18 protein-coding genes and 2 tRNA genes are annotated in these 18082 nt (G+C 53.4%); 10 read left to right on the forward strand and 10 right to left on the reverse strand.

Going from position 1 to position 18082, the window contains the following annotated elements; genetic code table 11:
* Nucleotides 1–44: 44 nt before the first annotated feature.
* Together Q1L34_RS17425 and Q1L34_RS17430 are read right to left on the reverse strand one after the other, a co-directional pair.
* On the reverse strand, nucleotides 45–659 hold the full coding sequence (locus tag Q1L34_RS17425; protein WP_004860265.1) for a TetR/AcrR family transcriptional regulator: 615 nt from the start codon (nucleotides 657–659) through the stop codon (nucleotides 45–47).
* Between the two features lie 607 nt (nucleotides 660–1266).
* Nucleotides 1267–1354: transfer RNA gene (locus Q1L34_RS17430), tRNA-Ser, on the reverse strand.
* Nucleotides 1355–1500: 146 nt separating this feature from the next.
* Here Q1L34_RS17430 and Q1L34_RS17435 point away from each other — a divergent pair.
* The gene (locus tag Q1L34_RS17435) at nucleotides 1501–2283 is read left to right on the forward strand and encodes a hypothetical protein (protein ID WP_004860193.1); all 783 of its coding nucleotides are present in this window, start codon (nucleotides 1501–1503) and stop codon (nucleotides 2281–2283) included.
* Between the two features lie 156 nt (nucleotides 2284–2439).
* Here Q1L34_RS17435 and Q1L34_RS17440 read toward each other — a convergent pair.
* Together Q1L34_RS17440 and Q1L34_RS17445 are read right to left on the reverse strand one after the other, a co-directional pair.
* Nucleotides 2440–2527, reverse strand: a tRNA-Ser gene (locus Q1L34_RS17440).
* Between the two features lie 145 nt (nucleotides 2528–2672).
* Complete coding sequence (locus tag Q1L34_RS17445) at nucleotides 2673–4301, reverse strand: ABC transporter substrate-binding protein (protein WP_015584707.1); 1629 nt, start codon at nucleotides 4299–4301, stop codon at nucleotides 2673–2675.
* A 268-nt stretch (nucleotides 4302–4569) separates the two neighbouring features.
* Here Q1L34_RS17445 and yccA point away from each other — a divergent pair, with 268 nt between their 5' ends.
* Together yccA and tusE are read left to right on the forward strand one after the other, a co-directional pair.
* On the forward strand, nucleotides 4570–5229 hold the full coding sequence (gene yccA / locus Q1L34_RS17450; RefSeq protein ID WP_004860189.1) for an FtsH protease modulator YccA: 660 nt from the start codon (nucleotides 4570–4572) through the stop codon (nucleotides 5227–5229).
* An 88-nt stretch (nucleotides 5230–5317) separates the two neighbouring features.
* A complete protein-coding gene (gene tusE / locus Q1L34_RS17455; protein ID WP_004860187.1) occupies nucleotides 5318–5647 on the forward strand; it encodes a sulfurtransferase TusE in 330 nt (109 codons plus the stop codon).
* On the opposite strand, the gene yccX is transcribed toward tusE, so the two are convergent.
* Genes yccX through Q1L34_RS17470 form a run of 3 tightly spaced genes read right to left on the reverse strand, consistent with a single transcriptional unit; the run spans nucleotide 5644 to nucleotide 7340 of the window.
* Nucleotides 5644–5925, reverse strand: a complete 282-nt coding sequence (gene yccX, locus Q1L34_RS17460) for an acylphosphatase (RefSeq protein ID WP_015584708.1) — start codon at nucleotides 5923–5925, stop codon at nucleotides 5644–5646. The two genes, tusE and yccX, sit on opposite strands and share 4 nt — an antisense overlap.
* A 51-nt stretch (nucleotides 5926–5976) precedes the next feature.
* The gene (locus Q1L34_RS17465; RefSeq protein WP_004860184.1) at nucleotides 5977–6765 is read right to left on the reverse strand and encodes a helix-turn-helix transcriptional regulator; all 789 of its coding nucleotides are present in this window, start codon (nucleotides 6763–6765) and stop codon (nucleotides 5977–5979) included.
* Nucleotides 6766–6785: 20 nt separating this feature from the next.
* Nucleotides 6786–7340, reverse strand: a complete 555-nt coding sequence (locus Q1L34_RS17470; RefSeq protein ID WP_004860181.1) for a kinase inhibitor — start codon at nucleotides 7338–7340, stop codon at nucleotides 6786–6788.
* A 190-nt stretch (nucleotides 7341–7530) separates the two neighbouring features.
* Here Q1L34_RS17470 and rlmI point away from each other — a divergent pair, with 190 nt between their 5' ends.
* Together rlmI and hspQ are read left to right on the forward strand one after the other, a co-directional pair.
* Nucleotides 7531–8733, forward strand: a complete 1203-nt coding sequence (rlmI, locus tag Q1L34_RS17475; RefSeq protein ID WP_044349118.1) for a 23S rRNA (cytosine(1962)-C(5))-methyltransferase RlmI — start codon at nucleotides 7531–7533, stop codon at nucleotides 8731–8733.
* A gap of 59 nt (nucleotides 8734–8792) precedes the next feature.
* Nucleotides 8793–9110 carry a heat shock protein HspQ gene (gene hspQ, locus Q1L34_RS17480; RefSeq protein WP_004860177.1) on the forward strand — a complete coding sequence of 106 codons (318 nt, stop codon included), beginning with the start codon at nucleotides 8793–8795 and terminating at the stop codon, nucleotides 9108–9110.
* Between the two features lie 34 nt (nucleotides 9111–9144).
* Here hspQ and Q1L34_RS17485 read toward each other — a convergent pair whose 3' ends face one another.
* Complete coding sequence (locus Q1L34_RS17485) at nucleotides 9145–9558, reverse strand: CoA-binding protein (RefSeq protein ID WP_004860175.1); 414 nt, start codon at nucleotides 9556–9558, stop codon at nucleotides 9145–9147.
* A gap of 153 nt (nucleotides 9559–9711) precedes the next feature.
* On the opposite strand from Q1L34_RS17485, the gene mgsA reads away from it, so the two are divergent.
* On the forward strand, nucleotides 9712–10170 hold the full coding sequence (mgsA, locus tag Q1L34_RS17490; protein WP_015584710.1) for a methylglyoxal synthase: 459 nt from the start codon (nucleotides 9712–9714) through the stop codon (nucleotides 10168–10170).
* 28 nt (nucleotides 10171–10198) lie between these two features.
* Here the strand turns inward: mgsA and helD are convergent, their stop codons facing one another.
* Nucleotides 10199–12253 carry a DNA helicase IV gene (gene helD / locus Q1L34_RS17495; protein ID WP_032717632.1) on the reverse strand — a complete coding sequence of 685 codons (2055 nt, stop codon included), beginning with the start codon at nucleotides 12251–12253 and terminating at the stop codon, nucleotides 10199–10201.
* A 122-nt stretch (nucleotides 12254–12375) separates the two neighbouring features.
* Here helD and Q1L34_RS17500 point away from each other — a divergent pair, with 122 nt between their 5' ends.
* Nucleotides 12376–12822, forward strand: a complete 447-nt coding sequence (locus Q1L34_RS17500) for a YccF domain-containing protein (protein WP_004860167.1) — start codon at nucleotides 12376–12378, stop codon at nucleotides 12820–12822.
* A 17-nt stretch (nucleotides 12823–12839) separates the two neighbouring features.
* Nucleotides 12840–14975, forward strand: coding sequence for a YccS family putative transporter (yccS, locus tag Q1L34_RS17505; RefSeq protein WP_004860163.1), 2136 nt, complete (start codon nucleotides 12840–12842; stop codon nucleotides 14973–14975).
* On the opposite strand, the gene Q1L34_RS17510 is transcribed toward yccS, so the two are convergent.
* Nucleotides 14963–15586 carry a TfoX/Sxy family DNA transformation protein gene (locus tag Q1L34_RS17510; RefSeq protein ID WP_004860161.1) on the reverse strand — a complete coding sequence of 208 codons (624 nt, stop codon included), beginning with the start codon at nucleotides 15584–15586 and terminating at the stop codon, nucleotides 14963–14965. The genes yccS and Q1L34_RS17510 overlap by 13 nt on opposite strands.
* Nucleotides 15587–16047: 461 nt before the next feature.
* Here Q1L34_RS17510 and sulA point away from each other — a divergent pair, with 461 nt between their 5' ends.
* Both sulA and ompA read left to right on the forward strand, forming a co-directional pair.
* Complete coding sequence (gene sulA, locus Q1L34_RS17515; protein WP_004860159.1) at nucleotides 16048–16557, forward strand: SOS-induced cell division inhibitor SulA; 510 nt, start codon at nucleotides 16048–16050, stop codon at nucleotides 16555–16557.
* A 352-nt stretch (nucleotides 16558–16909) separates the two neighbouring features.
* A complete protein-coding gene (gene ompA / locus Q1L34_RS17520) occupies nucleotides 16910–17980 on the forward strand; it encodes a porin OmpA (RefSeq protein WP_004860157.1) in 1071 nt (356 codons plus the stop codon).
* The last annotated feature ends 102 nt before the right edge of the window (nucleotides 17981–18082 follow it).

Consider the following 18082-nt stretch of genomic DNA (forward strand, 5'->3'; position numbering starts at 1 on the left):
TCCGCATTCTCAGACCGGTGACCAATAAAGTCAATGGTCACAAATCAGGGGGCCAGGCTTCTTAAAATCAGTGAAGAAAGCAGTACCGCTGCTTTGGGAGCCGCTTCGAGATTAAACTGCAGCTGGACGGGGTTAACGAAAGGACACATCACCAGATATACCGCGTGCGTGGCTTCATCCAGCGGCGTTTTTCTTTCAAACTCCCCGTTCTTCCTGCCTTCAAGCAGAATGCCCTCAATCAGCTTCATCAGATGTTCTGTATACTTTTCCGTCGCAGGCCACCGGTCCCGTGCGGCTACGGCGGCAATGTCGTAAAGCTTACGATCGTGGAAAAACAGCTCGCTCCCCGCTTCGGTGAGCGCCCCGAAGAGACGACGGAGTTTCTCGCTGGCTGACGGCGCATCGGCTATTGCCGAATGCACGGCCTCCATGATCAACGACAGACGGTTAGCGCAGATCACCTCGCCGATAGCCTGTTTAGAATCAAAAAATTTATAGATGTAAGATTTTGAAAAACCTATAGATTTAGCAAGCTCTGCCACGGTGGTTTTTTCGTAGCCGTAGTGGCCGAAATGCTCAAAAGCAGCTTCGACAATTTGCTCTCGGACGCTGTGATCAAGTGGACCACGTGATGATGGGACGTTCATATTCTTAGTCATTTTTTCAGCTTAGCGTGATAGCCATTGATTGAAATTTGTGACCACATTTGAATTTAGTCACCTTTCCGGCTAGTTTCAAGGTCGCGCAATGTTATCCTCGCCGGCGACGCTACCTGCGCAGCGCATCTGTTCGCTGCGGGATATGCTGGCGGATCGGTTCGAATGCTCCAGTACCGAAATTGTACCAGACAAATACCTTTGCCAATAAAAGTGCCGAATCCCTATATGAAAGCTTATCTCAATGACAGAAGTGAATGCCCCCGCAGGAATGGTCTCTGCTTTTCATCAATGCGAGCAAGCAGTAAGGCGATGCGTTGCAATCTATCCATAACAGATAAGTTCCCTGGGAGGGGTTATTCCGGGCCAGGCAAGATAGTCACTATCGCTGAGCAGGATGCTCTACTTTTGGCGCCTGATAGCAGACTGGATGAACGGGTGATGCCGGGAAACGGCGAATAGACAACGGCCCGGAACTCAGTTCGCGGCCCCGGCGCAGCAGGGTCAAGAGCGTGGCGTCCTGAGCGCCTCACAATGGAGGCGATGTTACTGATGGGGAAACGACCCCAAAGCAAAAAGGGGTTACCTTTCGGTAACCCCTTTTTTTATTTGGCGGAAGCGTAGAGATTCGAACTCTAGAACCCTTTCGGGTCGCCGGTTTTCAAGACCGGTGCCTTCAACCGCTCGGCCACGCTTCCAGAATGACGCGCACTATAAACACCTCTTAGCGCCATGTAAAGCAGGAATTTATCGAACGCGGAGGTTTCTCTCGCAATGGCGCAAAAAACGAGCAATGCGCTAACATCGTTATTTACAACGGCGCCCATAGAGAAGGTTCGCCGATATGAAAAGGGTCAACGCCTTAGCTATTTTGGCGTTTATTTTATTGCTCCCCTCTGAAGCATCGGCTCAATATCCTGCATTTGCGGCATTCACCCCACCGTCGAAAGAATATGTGGTGCAAAGCGATCTGAGTGAAGTCACTAACTTACCCAACGTGCCTGCACAGGGTGGCCGGGGGATCTGTTACGCCGCCTCTGCGGCAGTCATGCTTACTGCAGAAAACGGCCTCAAATTACCTGAGGATTGTACTCGCTATACGCCAGACAAGATTTTTTCACCTTACGGGCTGGTAAAACCTTTTGGTGAAGAGGATTCAGGAAGTCATGAGCCTCTTGCAGATGAAGGCGGGAGTGCAATAAATGCCTTAAATTATGCCGCATATGTCGCGTTCGGTAACCCATCACTGGAGTGCTCGTCAAAAGATAAAACGATGCCTGATTTCGCCGATAACGATGATGGTGGTATTCGGGAATATACAATGTGGAATCAGGTTTATAATATTTACGAAAACCTCACAAACACAGTTCAAAAAATAAACTTTAATTGTCAGGCATGCATTGAGAATTTTTTTCATACTCACAAAACAGCATTCTCAACCTTAAAGAAAATATTTCCCAATATAAAACAGGAGTCGGTCAGTTTTCTCAGGCTCATGCGGGAACCTACTTATCGCGACTTCGTGGTTAAACTTACCGTGCCGATGAAATGCCAGCGGAAATCCGTGCATAGAGGTTCTGAAGGTTATAAACAGCTGGGGAGAATCCTGGCAAAAAGAAGTCAATGATGGCTGGGTGCAAGCAAAGCCTCTGCTGGATAGCACACGTTACGCTGAATCTATGATGGGCTGGCGCAGTGACAAGACCAGGCCCTGACAGCAAGATTCCGCAGTATAGACAAAAAAAAATCCCGCGATATTTCTATCGCGGGATTTTTTTGTATCTGGCGGAAGCGTAGAGATTCGAACTCTAGAACCCTTTCGGGTCGCCGGTTTTCAAGACCGGTGCCTTCAACCACTCGGCCACACTTCCGTAATGAGGCGCACTATAAACAGCTACTTGCGTCGTGTAAAGCCAGCAACCGTTCACTTGCTTCAAAAATAACCAAAATGCTGTTAATCGGTTGAATCAACAACAGATTGACCGTTTTTTCAGCACAAAATCTTACCCCTGAGCGTTAGTGCTTTTTGATGTACATATCTTTGGTGAAGTAGTATCCCAGCTTATCCGGCGTAAATCCCCCCACCCACGGTTTTACCAGGTGGGTACGAACATAGTGATAAACCGGAACCGCCGGCACATCTTTCGCCAGCAGATCCTCTGCCTGCTGGTAGTACTTACCGCGCGTCACCCCATCTGACGCTTTGGCGGCGTTCTTTAAGGCTTCATCATAGGCAGGATTGCTGTACTGGCTGGTATTCTCACTGTCGCCGGTGCGGAAGTTATTCAGGAAAGTGGCGGCATCGTCATAATCGGCAATCCACGCATAGCGCACCGCATCAAAATTGTGCGTGTGCATGGTGTCGAGCATCGTCTTCCACTCCTGGTTTTGCAGCTTCGCCTCCACGCCGAGATTTTTCTTCCACATCGAACTGGCGGCAATCGCCACGCGCTGGTGTGATTCCGATGTGTTGTACAGCAGATTAAACACCAGCGGGTGACTATCTGAGTATCCCGCTTCGCTCAGCAGTTTTTTGGCTTCGGCAATGCGTTTCTCGCGCGGCCAGCTGGCGTATTCCGGATTTTGCAGTTTTACGCCGCCGATATCAGGCTGGCTAATCAGCCAGGCCGGGCGTTGTCCCTGCCCCAGTACTTTTTCCGCAATGATGTCTTTATCCAGCGCCATGTTCAGCGCCAGCCGGACACGCGGATCGTTAAATGGCGGCCTGGTGGTGTTGAACTCGTAATAATAGGTCGCCAGCTGCGGCGACACATTCAGCTGATCGCCCATGGTCTTTTTAAGCTGCGCGAACTGGTTAATCGGTACCGTATAAACAATATCGATTTCACCTGCTTTATAACGGTTCACGTCCGCCGCTTCTGAATGAATCGGCAGCCAGGTCACTTTATTGATTACCGTATGCTGATTGTCCCAATAACGCGGGTTACGTTCGGCCACGATGCGCTCGTTAACGACCCACGCAGACAGCTTATATGGACCGCTGGTCACGATATGCTCCGGTTTGGTCCACTGTTCGCCAAAGCGGTTTACCAGCACTTTATCAATCGGAACCAGCGAAGGGTGCGCCAGCATCGCTAAAAACGCCGCGTTCGGCTGGGTTAATGTAACTTCCAGCGTCGCATCATCCACCGCCTTCACCCCCAGCGTCTCCGGCGCTTTTTTCCCTTCGGCAATCTCCTTCGCGTTCACAATATGCATATTGCCCGGGTAGCTGGAATAAGGTGATGCCGTCAGAGGAGAGACCAGTCGCTGCCAGCTCCAGACAATATCCTGAGCGGTAATGGCGGTCCCGTCCGACCAGGTAATGCCCGGACGTAAATGGAAGGTCCAGACGGTGTTCTCTTTATTTTCCCACTTTTCCGCCAGCCGCGGCTGTATTTCACCAGCCGGTGAGACGCTGACCAGCCCTTCGAAAAGATCGCTGATAATATTAAACTCAACGTCACTCTCGACCTTATGCGGATCCAGTGATGCCGGCTCGCTGCCGTTATTTCTTACCAGTTCCTGCTTCTCTGCCAGCACCGTCCCGGGGGGAACCTGAGCGGCAAATACCGTGGCCGTCGTGCAGAGTAAACCGAGAGCCAGCACTGCTTGCGTGATGTGATTGTATTTTTGTGATTTCATATCCCTTGCCTTTATTACGCTTCGTTTGTACCCTCTCCACACTTAGCCACAGAACGGCAATAACGCAATATTTTTCAGTAACCTATCAGATTCCGATCTGGTTCCTGAAGCCAAACACACAAACTCACCACCTTTCCATTATTTATTAGCATAATATGCTGCGTGATTGCCTCGGGGGTCTAAGTAAAGATGGGTAAAAGCACTATGGCTTCCGTCGTGGTTTTTTTATGCTTCATTATTAATTACATCTGTCATAAGAGAGTGACTCATGGATCGTATTATTACGTCGTCGCGTGACCGTTCATCGCTGCTCAGTACGCATAAAGTTCTGCGGAACACCTATTTCCTCCTCAGTCTGACGCTGGCATTTTCCGCCATTACGGCAACGGCCAGCACGGTGCTGATGCTGCCTTCTCCAGGGCTGATTCTGACGCTGGTGGGTATGTATGGTCTGATGTTCCTGACCTATAAACTGGCCAATAAGCCGACAGGTATTCTGGCGGCCTTCGCTTTCACCGGCTTCCTGGGTTATATCCTTGGGCCAATGCTCAACGCCTATCTGTCTGCGGGCATGGGTGACCTGATTGGTCTGGCGCTGGGCGGTACCGCTCTGGTGTTCTTCTGCTGCTCGGCCTATGTGTTGACCACCCGTAAAGACATGTCCTTCCTCGGCGGAATGCTGATGGCAGGCGTAGTGGTGGTGCTGATCGGTATGGTTGCTAACATCTTCCTGCAGCTGCCGGCTCTGCACCTGGCCATCAGCGCGGTGTTTATCCTGATTTCTTCAGGCGCAATCCTGTTTGAAACCAGCAATATCATCCGCGGCGGTGAGACCAACTATATCCGCGCTACCGTCAGCCTGTACGTGTCGCTGTACAACATCTTCGTCAGCCTGCTGAGCATCCTTGGCTTCGCAAGCCGGGACTAACCTCTGCCGACGCCGTACTCAGGCCCCGCTTATGCGGGGCCTTATTTTTTGCTACACTGCGGCCAGTCTGAACGGTATGTGAAGAATTATGTTTATCTTTGAAGGCAACGAAATTGAGACCGATAGCGAAGGCTATCTGAAAGAGACGACACAGTGGAACGAAGCCATGGCGGAAGTTATCGCCGGGCAGGAGGGCATTACGCTTTCCGTTGAACACTGGGAAGTGGTGCGTTTTGTGCGCGAATTTTATCTGGAATTCAACACATCGCCCGCCATTCGCATGTTAGTAAAGGCGATGGCGAATAAGTTTGGCGAAGAGAAAGGCAACAGCCGCTATCTCTATCGCCTGTTCCCGAAAGGACCGGCTAAACAGGCCACCAAAATTGCCGGCCTGCCTAAACCGGTGAAATGCATCTAATAGAGGATGGCAAATTTTTGCCACTCTCTGGTGGGTTGATGAGGCTCAGTATTGACCCTGTCAACCCGCGCACTGCGCGGCCCACCGGCGTTTAGCCAGGCGATAAGTGCCGCAACCTGGTCTTCTTCCCCGCAGGCCAGCACCTCCACGCTGCCATCATCAAGATTACGTGCATAGCCCGTCAGCCCAAGGCGTAGCGCCTCCCGCTGCGTCGAGTAGCGAAACCCCACGCCCTGAACCGAGCCATATACCCATGCCATTGTGCAGATTGTCGCCATCGTTACACTCCTTTTTTGGCCTGCCCTGAAGCACAGAATAGCAAATTCTCGTCAGCGCACATGCTTCGGCAACAGGCCATAGTGTTGACGAAAACGCGCGGTAAAGCGTGACCCGGACTGATAGCCGCTGTTGAGTGCGATCTCACCTATAGGCAGCGACGTTGACTGCAGCTGGCCTAAGGCGTACGCCATACGAACCTCTTCAACGATCAGGCGAAAACTTTGCGATTCCTGCTGTAAACGGCGGCGCAGCGTCGACTCCCCCAGAAACAACATCCTGGCCACCCGAGGAACGCTCCACGCTTCCGCCGGCGACAGCATGATAATTTGCCGTACCTGGCCGGTCAGATCCTGCTGTCTTTCGTTTAATAGCGGTCCGGCATATCCCGCCTGCTGCAATGCCAGCAGCAGCCCCATCGCCTGATGATGCTGCAGCTCCGTCGAGAGTCCCCCTCTCACCGCTTGCAACACGTTCTGCCACATAAACGACAGCTCCGGGGTCATCGGCGCGCATAGTGATGTCAGCCGGCCGGGCGGCGGCTCGCTCATGTAACGTGCTTTAAAATCCGCGAGCAGGTCTGCGGTCAACGAGAGCAGGTCGGAACAAAATAGCCCATTGTCCGGCTGATTAATGACTTCAAGCTCAAGGTCGGCGGGCAAAATAATCAGCTGCTGCGGGGTGACCTGCATCTGACTGGCCCCCTGCACGATGATTTTACTTCCACGATTGACCCGACACAGCGCAGGCGAAAAAAGCCTGACGCGGTGCAGTTTATATAATCGCCGGGAGGTGATTTCTGCCGCCGATAACGCGTTATGCTGAAAGTGAATATTCCGCATTTGAGCTCTCTGTCTGTCGTTTAGCGTCCTGACATGGCCGTCAGCCGGGCGCTGGCGATAGCATGGCTGCGCAGCATAAAGCCCACCAACGCGCCGCTGGCCTGTGCATCAATCGGTAAAGTCGGCGTATTCAGCGCCCATACCGTAAAGTGGTAATGATGAGGCTTATCCCCGGGCGGAGGACACGCTCCGCCAAAGCCCGCATAGCCGAAGTCATTTCGCCCCTGCACGGCACCTGCAGGCAGTTTAGCGTTGTTTTTATCTCCGGCACCAGTCGCCAGGCTGGAAACCGTCGACGGTATGTTCACAACCGTCCAGTGCCACCACCCGCTTCCGCTGGGGGCATCCGGGTCGTAGGCGGTCACCGCAAAACTGCGGGTGCCCGTCGGCGCATGTTCCCAGACCAGCTGGGGCGAGATATTCCCCCCGCGACAGCCAAAACCATTAAACTGTTGGGATGCCGCCAGGCTATCCCCTTCGCGCATGTCGCTGCTGGTGACGCGAAATGGCGCCGCTGCCGCGCTGGTACTGATAACCGCAATTAAGATTGCCGCTAACCGGGATCCTGTTTTCATCGTATTTTCCTCCGTTGGGTGAGGAATCACTGTAAGATCGCGGGAAGGTTTTTATTGTGCCAAAGCGCCTGCGTTTTGTGCCGAAACGCTCACCTGTCGGCGCAGGTGGAATGATGCTTGCGCCGGTCACTTGTGCTAACCTACGCGCCATTTTTCGGTGCCGACATTCCCGTTGCTTAAAGGTAGCTCCATGACAGATTCCATTTTCCCCCGCTTAGTGTTAACCAAAGGACGCGAGAAATCCCTGCTGCGTCGCCATCCGTGGATTTTCTCCGGCGCCGTCGCCCGGATGGAAGGTAAAGCTCGCTCCGGTGAGACCATCGATATCGTTGATTCGCAAGGGAAATGGCTGGCCCGCGGCGCGTATTCGCCCTCTTCGCAGATCCGCGCTCGCGTCTGGAGCTTCGATCGCAATGAAGCTATCGATAACGCCTTTTTCGAGCGTCGCCTGCAGCAGGCGCAGACCTGGCGCGAATGGCTGGCGGCTCGCGATGGCCTTGACAGCTATCGTCTGATCGCCGGCGAATCCGACGGTCTGCCGGGCGTGACCATCGATCGCTTTGGTCACTTCTTCGTCCTGCAGCTGCTGAGCGCCGGTGCTGAATACCAGCGTGCCGCCATCGTCAGCGCGTTGCAAACGCTGTTCCCGAACTGCTCTATCTACGATCGCAGCGACGTCGCGGTGCGTAAAAAAGAGGGGCTGGAGCTGGCGCAAGGTCCGGTTGTCGGCGAACTGCCGCCGGCCCTGCTGCCGATTACCGAGCACGGTATGCAGCTGCTGGTCGACATTCAGGGCGGCCACAAAACCGGTTACTACCTCGACCAGCGCGATAGCCGTCTGGCGACCCGCCGCTATGTCGCCGACAAGCGCGTTCTTAACTGTTTCTCCTATACCGGTGGTTTCGCTGTTTCCGCCCTGATGGGCGGCTGCCGCCAGGTTATTAGCGTCGATACCTCCCAGGAGGCGCTGGACGTTGCGAAACAAAACGTAGAGCTGAACAAGCTGGATCTTTCCAGAGCGGAATTTGTTCGCGACGACGTCTTTAAACTGCTGCGTAAATATCGCGATCAGGGGGAGACGTTTGACGTTATCGTCATGGATCCGCCGAAGTTCGTCGAGAATAAAAACCAGCTGATGGGCGCCTGCCGTGGTTATAAAGATATCAATATGTTGGCGATTCAGCTCTTGAATCCCGGCGGCATCCTGCTGACCTTCTCCTGCTCGGGTCTGATGGCGACCGATTTATTTCAGAAAATCATTGCCGATGCCGCAATTGATGCCGGACGTGATGTACAATTTATAGAACAGTTCCGTCAGGCTGCCGATCACCCGGTGATTGCAACCTACCCGGAAGGGCTGTATCTGAAAGGGTTTGCCTGTCGCATCATGTAACTTGAAAAGCGGAACATTGCCCGCATATAGCAGGTAATAACGTTTCCCAGGAGGTGCCTATGATTGCCAGCAAATTCGGTATCGGCCAGCAGGTTCGCCATACGCTATTAGGCTACCTCGGCGTGGTTGTTGATATCGATCCGGTATACTCGCTCGCCGAGCCGGAAGAGGATGAAATTGCAGCCAATGACGAACTGCGCGCCTCGCCCTGGTATCATGTGGTCATGGAAGATGAGGACGGCCAGCCGATCCACACTTATCTTGCGGAAGCGCAGCTGAGCGGTGAAGCCAGCGATGAACATCCGGAACAGCCGTCGATGGACGAGCTGGCCAGAACGATTCGCCGGCAGCTGCAGGCCCCGCGGCTACGTAACTGATGTAAAAAAACCCCGCTATTGCGGGGTTTTTTATTTACTTCGCCAGCCCTAAGCGCGGTATTTCAATCGCCGGGCAGCGATCCATCACCACATTCAGCCCAGCCTCGCGCGCCAGTACCGCCGCCTGTTCGTTAATCACTCCCAGCTGCAGCCACAGCGTTTTCGCACCAATTGCGATAGCCTCCTGAGCAACGGCCAGCGCCGCATCGGAGTTGCGGAAGACATCGACCATATCCACTTTTTCCGGTACATCGCCAAGGGTGGCGTAACCTTTCTGCCCCATCAGCGTGGTACCAGCAACTTTCGGCGAAACGGGGATAACGTGATAGCCCTGTTCAAGAAGGTATTTCATCACCCGATAACTTGGGCGATCCGGTTTGTCACTCGCCCCCACCAGCGCAATCGTCTGGGTTGAGGTGAGAATGCCTGCGATATCGTTCTCTTTCATTTTATCCTCCACTCTTTAGCCCAAGTGTATGCTAATCCGACTGAACGAGCCATTCATCCTAACTTACGGATGCGTCAAAAATTTTCACCCGGATACTTGCAGCAGCAGTCACTTCCAGTAATCTGTCTGCAGGTCAAAATGTGGAATGAAAATATGGAACTGACGACACGTACGTTACCCGCACGCAAACATATCGCGCTGGTTGCTCACGATCACTGTAAAGATATGCTGATGAAATGGGTTGCGCGCCACCAGCCGCTGCTGGCCCAGCACGAACTCTATGCAACCGGCACCACCGGTAACCTTATCTCCCGCGCAACCGGGCTGGAGGTTAACGCGATGCTGAGCGGACCGATGGGTGGCGATCAGCAGGTCGGCGCGCTGATCTCGGAAGGTAAAATCGATGTGCTGATTTTCTTCTGGGATCCGCTCAACGCCGTGCCGCACGACCCGGACGTCAAGGCACTGCTGCGCCTGGCTACGGTGTGGAACATCCCTGTAGCCACCAATGCCTCAACGGCCGACTTTATTATTCTGTCGCCGAATTTCGCCGAACCTCTCGATATTCTGATCCCGGATTATCAACGTTACCTCGCCGACCGTCTGAAGTAATCCCGGCCGGCGGCCCGCCCGCCGGCACTTACGGTTTTCTCGCCACCGGCACATCCAGATCTTCTAACATTTCGACAAACGGCGAAGGCCGCGCTTTGTTGAACAACAGCCAGACGCGAAGCCGCGCACGCGTAATAGCGACATAGAGCAAGCGCCGCTCTTCCGCATCCGGAAAATCCTCCGGCTGCGGCAGTAGCGCCTGCTCCATAATGGATTCGCGCGCCGGGGCCGGAAACGCATCGTCCCCCTCCTGCAGCCCCAACACAATGACATAATCCGCCTGCTGGCCTTTACTGGCATGAATGGTCATAAAATCGAGCTGCAGATGCGGCCAGCGCGTCGCCGCTTTTTCCAGCGCCTCGGGTTTCAAATGATGATAGCGCGCCAGCAATAAAATCCGCTGGTCCGGTTTCGCATAGCCGCTGAGTTTATCGAGGAGATCGTCGAGCTTATCGTCCGCCAGCAGCGTCACGGCTTTCTTGTCTCCGGTCGTCAGGCTGTTCAATGGTTTACTCAACTGATGCGGGTTTTGTTGTATAAAACCGTTCGCCACCTCCCCAATACGCCCGTTAAACCGGTAGGTGGTATCCAGCGCACAGCAATCGCCTTCGCCAAAATAGTGATTGAATGCGGTGGTCAAAGAGAGTTGAGCCCCGCTGAAGCGATAGATAGCCTGCCAGTCATCGCCAACGGCAAATAACGTCGCCTGCGTGTTCTGCCGACGCAGCGCAGCAAGCAAGGCGGCGCGCTGCGGCGAGATATCCTGAAACTCGTCGACCAGAATATGTTTCCACGGGCTGACGAAGCGCCCTTTATCCAGAATATTAATCGCCTGATGTATCAGCCCGGAAAAATCGACCGCGCCTTCGTCTTTCAGCGCCGTTTTCCACGCTTTTAACAGCGGCGCCATCAGCTTAACGCGCTTGCCGAACAGGTCGCGCACCTCTTCCGGCGCGCCGGCGATCATCTCCGCCTGCGATCCCCCGTGCATGCGCATCAGGCTAACCCAGCGATCGAGGCGACTGGCCATTCGCCGCTGGATTTTTTTATCCTGCCAGAATTCGCCGTCCGGCACCTGCCAGCCCATCTCTTCCTCCAGCCACTGCCGCCACCCCTTGGCCTGCGCTTTTTTCTCCTGGCACTGCTGGCGCCAGTTTTTCAGCAGCAAGGTCTGGCGGGCCGTGCTGTCGCTCTCCAGCTTGCTGATGGTCGGCACTTTTTTGCTGCCCTGCTGAATAATATGTAATGCCAGAGAGTGAAAGGTACGAGCCGCGATCTCTTCTGAACCCAGACGTTCACGAATACGCTCATCCATTTCCTGCGCCGCCTGGCGGCCAAATGCCAGCAGCAGAATCTGATCGGCGGCGGCTTCTCCCCGCGTTAATAACCACCCGGCTCGCGCCACCAGCACGGAGGTTTTGCCGCTTCCGGCCCCGGCAAGCACCAACAAAGCGCGCTCGCCGTTGACCACCGCCCGCGCCTGCGCGGGATTCAGCGGAGAAGTTTCGACGCTGGCAAAAAATCCGTGATACTGCTCGAGCATCGATTCGGTAAAAGCCTGATTATGAGCCAGCCGGGCCTCTTCGGTATCAGCCAGCCAGCTTTGGCACTGCCGCCACAGCTCACGACAGTTCTCGAAAGCGTCAAGACGGCTGGTCGGCATCGGCAGACCGGTCAACGCACGACGAATCTTCACCTGAATATCAGTAACCTGCTGACGGGTTAGCCACTTGCCTTCGGCGCTGGCGCGGGCAACCTCCTCCAGCTGCTGCTGGAGAACACCGGCGGCAATACCGCTCATTTCCGCGCTCCACTGCTGCCAGAGGGTATTCAGATGATGATAAAAACGCTGCGTTTCATTCCACTCGGTGCCGTGTAAACGCACGACTTTGCTGTCCGGTAAAACGAACTCCAGTTCGCCCCAGACCAGGCCGCGCTTACATTGAACTGACAATAACTGATTGAAAGGGATAAGATACTCATGGTTATCACCCGAGACTTTTACTCCCGCGTTAAGCAGTTGCACCCGGTCGTAGGGATGCTGTGCCATACGTTTGCCCAATGTTGTCGCTTTAAGTTCCATATCATGCCGAATTTCAATCAGGTTGGATGTTTTTAAGTTTAACCGCCAGCGACCAGGTGCTCCAGCGTAAAAAACGTTACAATGGTCAGGTCTTATTATCTCCAGGACTGAACTGAGGGTTTATGCGTACCATTCTGAATATTTTGAACTTTATCCTTGGCGGTTTCGCCACCACGCTGGGCTGGCTGCTGGCAACCCTGGTCAGCATCATCCTGATCTTCACCTTGCCATTAACCCGCTCATGCTGGGAAATTACCCGACTCTCCCTGCTGCCTTACGGGAATGAAGCCATTCATGTCGATGAACTTGAACCGCAAGGCAAAAATAGCCTGCTGAATGCCGGTGGTACGATTCTGAATATTTTGTGGTTTATCTTTTTTGGCTGGTGGCTGTGCCTGATGCATATTTTCAGCGGTATCGCCCAATGCCTGACCATCATTGGCATCCCGGTCGGTATTGCTAATTTTAAAATTGCCGCCATTGCATTATGGCCGGTGGGACGTAGAGTGGTTTCCGTCGAAACGGCTCGTGCCGCGCGTGAAGCAAATGCGCGTCGTCGCTTTCAGTAACCGGACGGAACACGACCATGCTTAGCCCCTTGCTACGCCGTTATACATGGAACAGTGCCTGGCTGTATAACGCCAGGATTTTTATCGCACTCTGCGGCACAACCGCCGTTCCATGGTGGCTTGGCGAAGTCAAACTGACCATTCCCCTGACGCTGGGCGTGGTGGCCGCGGCATTGACCGACCTCGACGATCGTCTGGCCGGCCGGTTGCGCAATCTGGCCATCACGCTGGTGTGTTTTTTTATTGCTTCCGCCTCGGTGGAGCTACTGTTCCCCTGGCCCTGGCTGTTTGCGCTTGGGTTAACCGTATCGACCACTGGATTTATTTTGCTCGGCGGTCTGGGACAGCGTTATGCCACTATCGCATTTGGCGCCTTGCTGATCGCCATTTATACCATGCTGGGCGTAACGCTCTACGATCGCTGGTATCTGCAGCCGTGCTTTCTGCTGACCGGTGCGGTCTGGTACAACCTGCTGACCCTCTGCGGACACCTGATTTTCCCGATTCGCCCCCTGCAGGATAATCTTGCGCGCAGCTATGAACAGCTGGCGCATTACCTTGAGCTCAAATCCCGTCTGTTTGACCCGGATATTGAGGATGAGAGCCAGGCGCCGCTGTATGATTTAGCCATTGCCAATGGTCAACTGGTGACGACGCTCAATCAGACCAAGGCCTCTCTGCTGACGCGTCTGCGCGGCGACCGTGGCCAGCGCGGCACCCGCCGCACGTTACAATACTACTTTGTTGCTCAGGATATTCACGAGCGCGCCAGTTCATCACACATTCAGTACCAAACGCTACGCGATCATTTTCGCTATAGCGATGTAATGTTCCGCTTCCAGCGCATGCTGTCGATGCAGGCGCAGGCATGCCAGAAATTATCCCGCGCGATTCTTTTACGCGAACCTTACCAGCACGATGCCCATTTCGAGCGGGCATTTATGCACCTTGATGCCGCCCTCGACCGCGTACACGCCAGCGGCGCTCCGGCTGAACAGATGAAAGCGCTGGGCTTTCTGCTTAACAATCTCCGTGCGATCGATGCTCAACTGGCGACAATTGAGTCGGCGCAAACCAGTGCCCCGGCAAACAGCGCGACCGAAAACCTGCTCGCGGACGATGGACTTAACAGTTTCAGCGATATTTGGCTGCGGCTGCGCCGCAACATGTCGCCAGAATCGGCGCTGTTCCGTCATGCGGTCAGGATGTCACTGGTCCTCTGTACCGGCTATGCGTTTATCCAGTTCACCGGCTTAGACCACGGATACTGGATACTCCTGACCAGCCTGTTTGTCTGCCAGCCGAACTATAACGCCACCCGTCATCGGCTCGCGCTGAGGATTATCGGTACCCTGGTTGGGGTGGCCATAGGCCTGCCGATATTACTGCTCGTGCCATCTGTTGAAGGCCAGCTGCTGCTCATTGTCCTGACCGGCGTGCTGTTTTTTGCTTTTCGCAACGTACAGTATGCCCACGCGACAATGTTCATCACCCTGCTGGTTCTGCTGTGTTTTAACCTGCTAGGTGAAGGTTTCGAGGTCGCGCTACCGCGTATTTTCGACACGCTGATTGGCTGTGCGATCGCCTGGGCGGCCGTGAGCTTTATCTGGCCAGACTGGAAGTTCCGCAATTTGCCGCGGGTGCTGGACCAGGCTATCAACGCCAACTGCCGATACCTCGATGCCATTCTCGAGCAATATCACCAGGGACGCGATAACCGCCTGGCCTATCGCGTTGCCCGCCGCGATGCCCATAGCCGGGATGGCGAACTGGCATCTGTGGTATCAAACCTGTCGACGGAACCGCGGGCAAACTCAGCCATGCGCGAAACGGCATTCCGTTTGCTTTGCCTGAACCATACCTTTACCAGCTATATTTCCGCACTCGGCGCGCACCGGGAAAAACTCACGACGGCGGAAATTCTCGCCCTGCTTGATGATGCCGTCTGCTACGTGGATGATGCGCTGCACCACACGCCTGCCGACGAGCAGCGGGTGCAGCAGGCGCTTAATAGTCTGCAGACCCGGATCCAACATCTTGAGCCCCGGGCTGACAGCAAAGAGCCGCTGGTGCTTCAGCAAATTGGTCTGCTGCTGGCGCTGTTACCGGAAATCTGCAGGTTGCAAAAACAGGTTGCGGTTCAACCCGAGTAAGCATCGATACTCTTGTGCTGGCTGTCGGCCCAAACCTTAAGCTCCTGACGCCGCTGCGTCGGGAGCGCTGCGGAATGCACGCCGGCAATCGCGCCTTCCAGCGCATAGAGAACATTCAGGGTGAGGGCTTTATTTGACTCGCGCAATTTCAGCCAGACTTTCTCTGCACCAAACTGACGGAGCATGTTTTCATCGCTCACGCCCGCGTTAATCAACAGCAGCTCCATGTGAAAACTGATGTTCGGGAGATCTTTTAATCTTCCGGACGCGCGCTGTCGGTGCTTTTCATTACGTGCACTTTGTAATGAGGACGCCGATAGATTGAAAAGCGTTTTGCTATCCCCCCAGAGAGTCTCGTCAACCTGATAATATTTCAGTAATACCGGGCGACCATTTTTCCGCATCGTCAAAAGAGGGGTAGCATGCACAACGCGATATTCCGCGCTCTGCTCACAAATTTTAAGATAGATTTCGCCCTCGGCAACCATGGCAAAAACGGTATCGTCTATGGCAAGGCTATAGCCCCCAAAGAGCGGGCGACAGCTTATTTTGCCGAGTGGAGATAAACATTCCTGGAGTTGATGGAACCGTAAAGATGAAATTTTCTTCATGATTATTCCTTTGTTAATCATGTAAATAGAATATTATTTGTGAACGGATCCGTTAATATAGAAAGTAAGTGACTTCGTATATTGCAGCAAGATGATTTTTACACTGTTCAACATTTAATCATCATTTTGCGAGGTGCTTTCAGAAAACTGTCTGCCGGGAATACCCGATATATAAGGAATAAATACGCAAGCCCCGCGCACTGAAATACAAGTGAATAGTTTGGCGAGCAGGGTGAAAAATTTGAGAGATATGAATATAGCGATGGACCAGACGATCTGGTCTCTGCCATAACCATTGCCGAGAAGTATCGATCTCTCCACTCTCCCCACCAGGAAGGTCTGACGCGGAAGCGACAAAAATCATGTACAATTTTCAACCAATGAAGTGATAAATGAGGTTGATCTTTTCCCCTGCTGGATATACTGTATATTCATACAGTAACCCACAGGCGGGATAGACTATGTTTACTTCAGCTTACGCAAATCGTTCATCACTGACTTCTGCTTCAGTACGTCGCCCTTCACATGACGTCGTCGAACAACCGGCCAGCGGGCTGATCAGTGAAATTGTCTACCGTGAAGATCAACCTATGATGACGCAATTACTCCTGCTACCTTTATTACAGCAGCTTGGCCAGCAGTCTCGCTGGCAGCTCTGGCTCACGCCGAAGCAGAAATTGAGTCGCGAATGGGTTCAGTCTTCCGGATTACCGCTGTCGAAGGTTATGCAGATTAATCAGCTCTCCCCTTTCAACACCGTCGATTCGATGATCCGCGCGCTGCGCACAGGGAATTACAGTGTGGTGATTGGCTGGCTGACAGATGAACTGACGGCAGAAGAGCACGAACGTCTGGTCATCGCCGCACAAGAAGGACATGCAATGGGGTTTATCATGCGGCCGGTTGGAAATACGAACCCGGCTGGGAGACAACTCAGCGGGCTAAAAATTCACTCGAATTTGTACCATTAAGCCAAATTAGGATTAATCCTAGAATTTTTTTTGCTTACAACAATACCATTTTCTGAACAGGGTGATTTGTACCGGAATGCCTGTCTGATGCGGTTTCGCGGCTTTATTTGGCGAACAAAAATTAACCATATTTGTTAAATCTTGTGTACACAACCCTTTTTTTTCATATGCCTGACGGAGTTCACACTTGTAAGTTTCGAACTAAGTTGTAGACTTTACATCGCCAGGGGTGATCGGCTTACGCTGCATGTATCAGCATAGTTAACAACAAGTCACGCCCCGGGTGAAGGATTTAACCGTGAGGTCTTTTGTAACTTCATGGCGAATTTTGGATGATAATGAGGCGCAAAAAATGAAAAAGACAGCTATCGCGATTGCAGTGGCACTGGCTGGCTTCGCTACCGTAGCGCAGGCCGCACCGAAAGATAACACCTGGTATGCAGGTGGTAAACTGGGCTGGTCCCAGTTTCACGATACCGGTTTCTACGGTAACGGTTTCCAGAACAACAATGGCCCAACCCACAACAGCCAGCTCGGTGCTGGTGCGTTCGGTGGTTATCAGGTAAACCCGTACCTGGGTTTTGAAATGGGTTACGATTGGCTGGGTCGCGTTGCATATAAAGGCAGCGTAGACAACGGCGCTTTCAAAGCTCAGGGCGTTCAGCTGACTGCTAAACTGGGTTACCCGATCACTGACGATCTGGATATCTATACCCGTCTGGGTGGTATGGTCTGGCGTGCAGATGCTGACGGCAACTACGGTTCTACCGGCGTTTCCCGCAGCGAACACGACACTGGCGTATCCCCGGTATTTGCTGGTGGTTTAGAGTGGGCTGTTACTCGTGACATCGCTACCCGTCTGGAATACCAGTGGGTTAACAACATCGGTGACGCAGGTACCGTTGGCGCGCGTCCTGACAACGGCATGCTGAGCCTGGGTGTTTCTTACCGTTTCGGTCAGGAAGAAGCAGCTCCGGTTGTTGCTCCGGCACCGGCACCGGCTCCGGAAGTGACTACTAAGCACTTCACTCTGAAGTCTGACGTTCTGTTCAACTTCAACAAATCTACCCTGAAACCGGAAGGTCAGCAGGCACTGGATCAGCTGTACACTCAGCTGAGCAACATGGATCCGAAAGACGGTTCTGCAGTGGTTCTGGGCTACACCGACCGTATCGGTTCTGACGCTTACAACCAGCAGCTGTCTGAGAAACGTGCTCAGTCCGTTGTTGATTACCTGGTGTCTAAAGGTATCCCGGCTGGCAAAATCTCCGCACGTGGCATGGGTGAATCCAACCCGGTTACCGGCAATACCTGTGACAACGTGAAAGCTCGCGCTGCACTGATCGACTGCCTGGGCCCAGATCGTCGCGTAGAGATCGAAGTTAAAGGTTACAAAGACGTAGTAACTCAGCCGCAGGCTTAAGTTTAACTACCGATAAAAAACCCCGCTTTGGCGGGGTTTTTTTTGGGCTAAATTCTGGTATCAACACACAGTCTGCCCGGTACTGTCGTCCTGCCCTGTCCT

It is taken from the genome of Klebsiella ornithinolytica (genome assembly GCF_030505655.1).
GTDB lineage: Bacteria > Pseudomonadota > Gammaproteobacteria > Enterobacterales > Enterobacteriaceae > Klebsiella > Klebsiella ornithinolytica.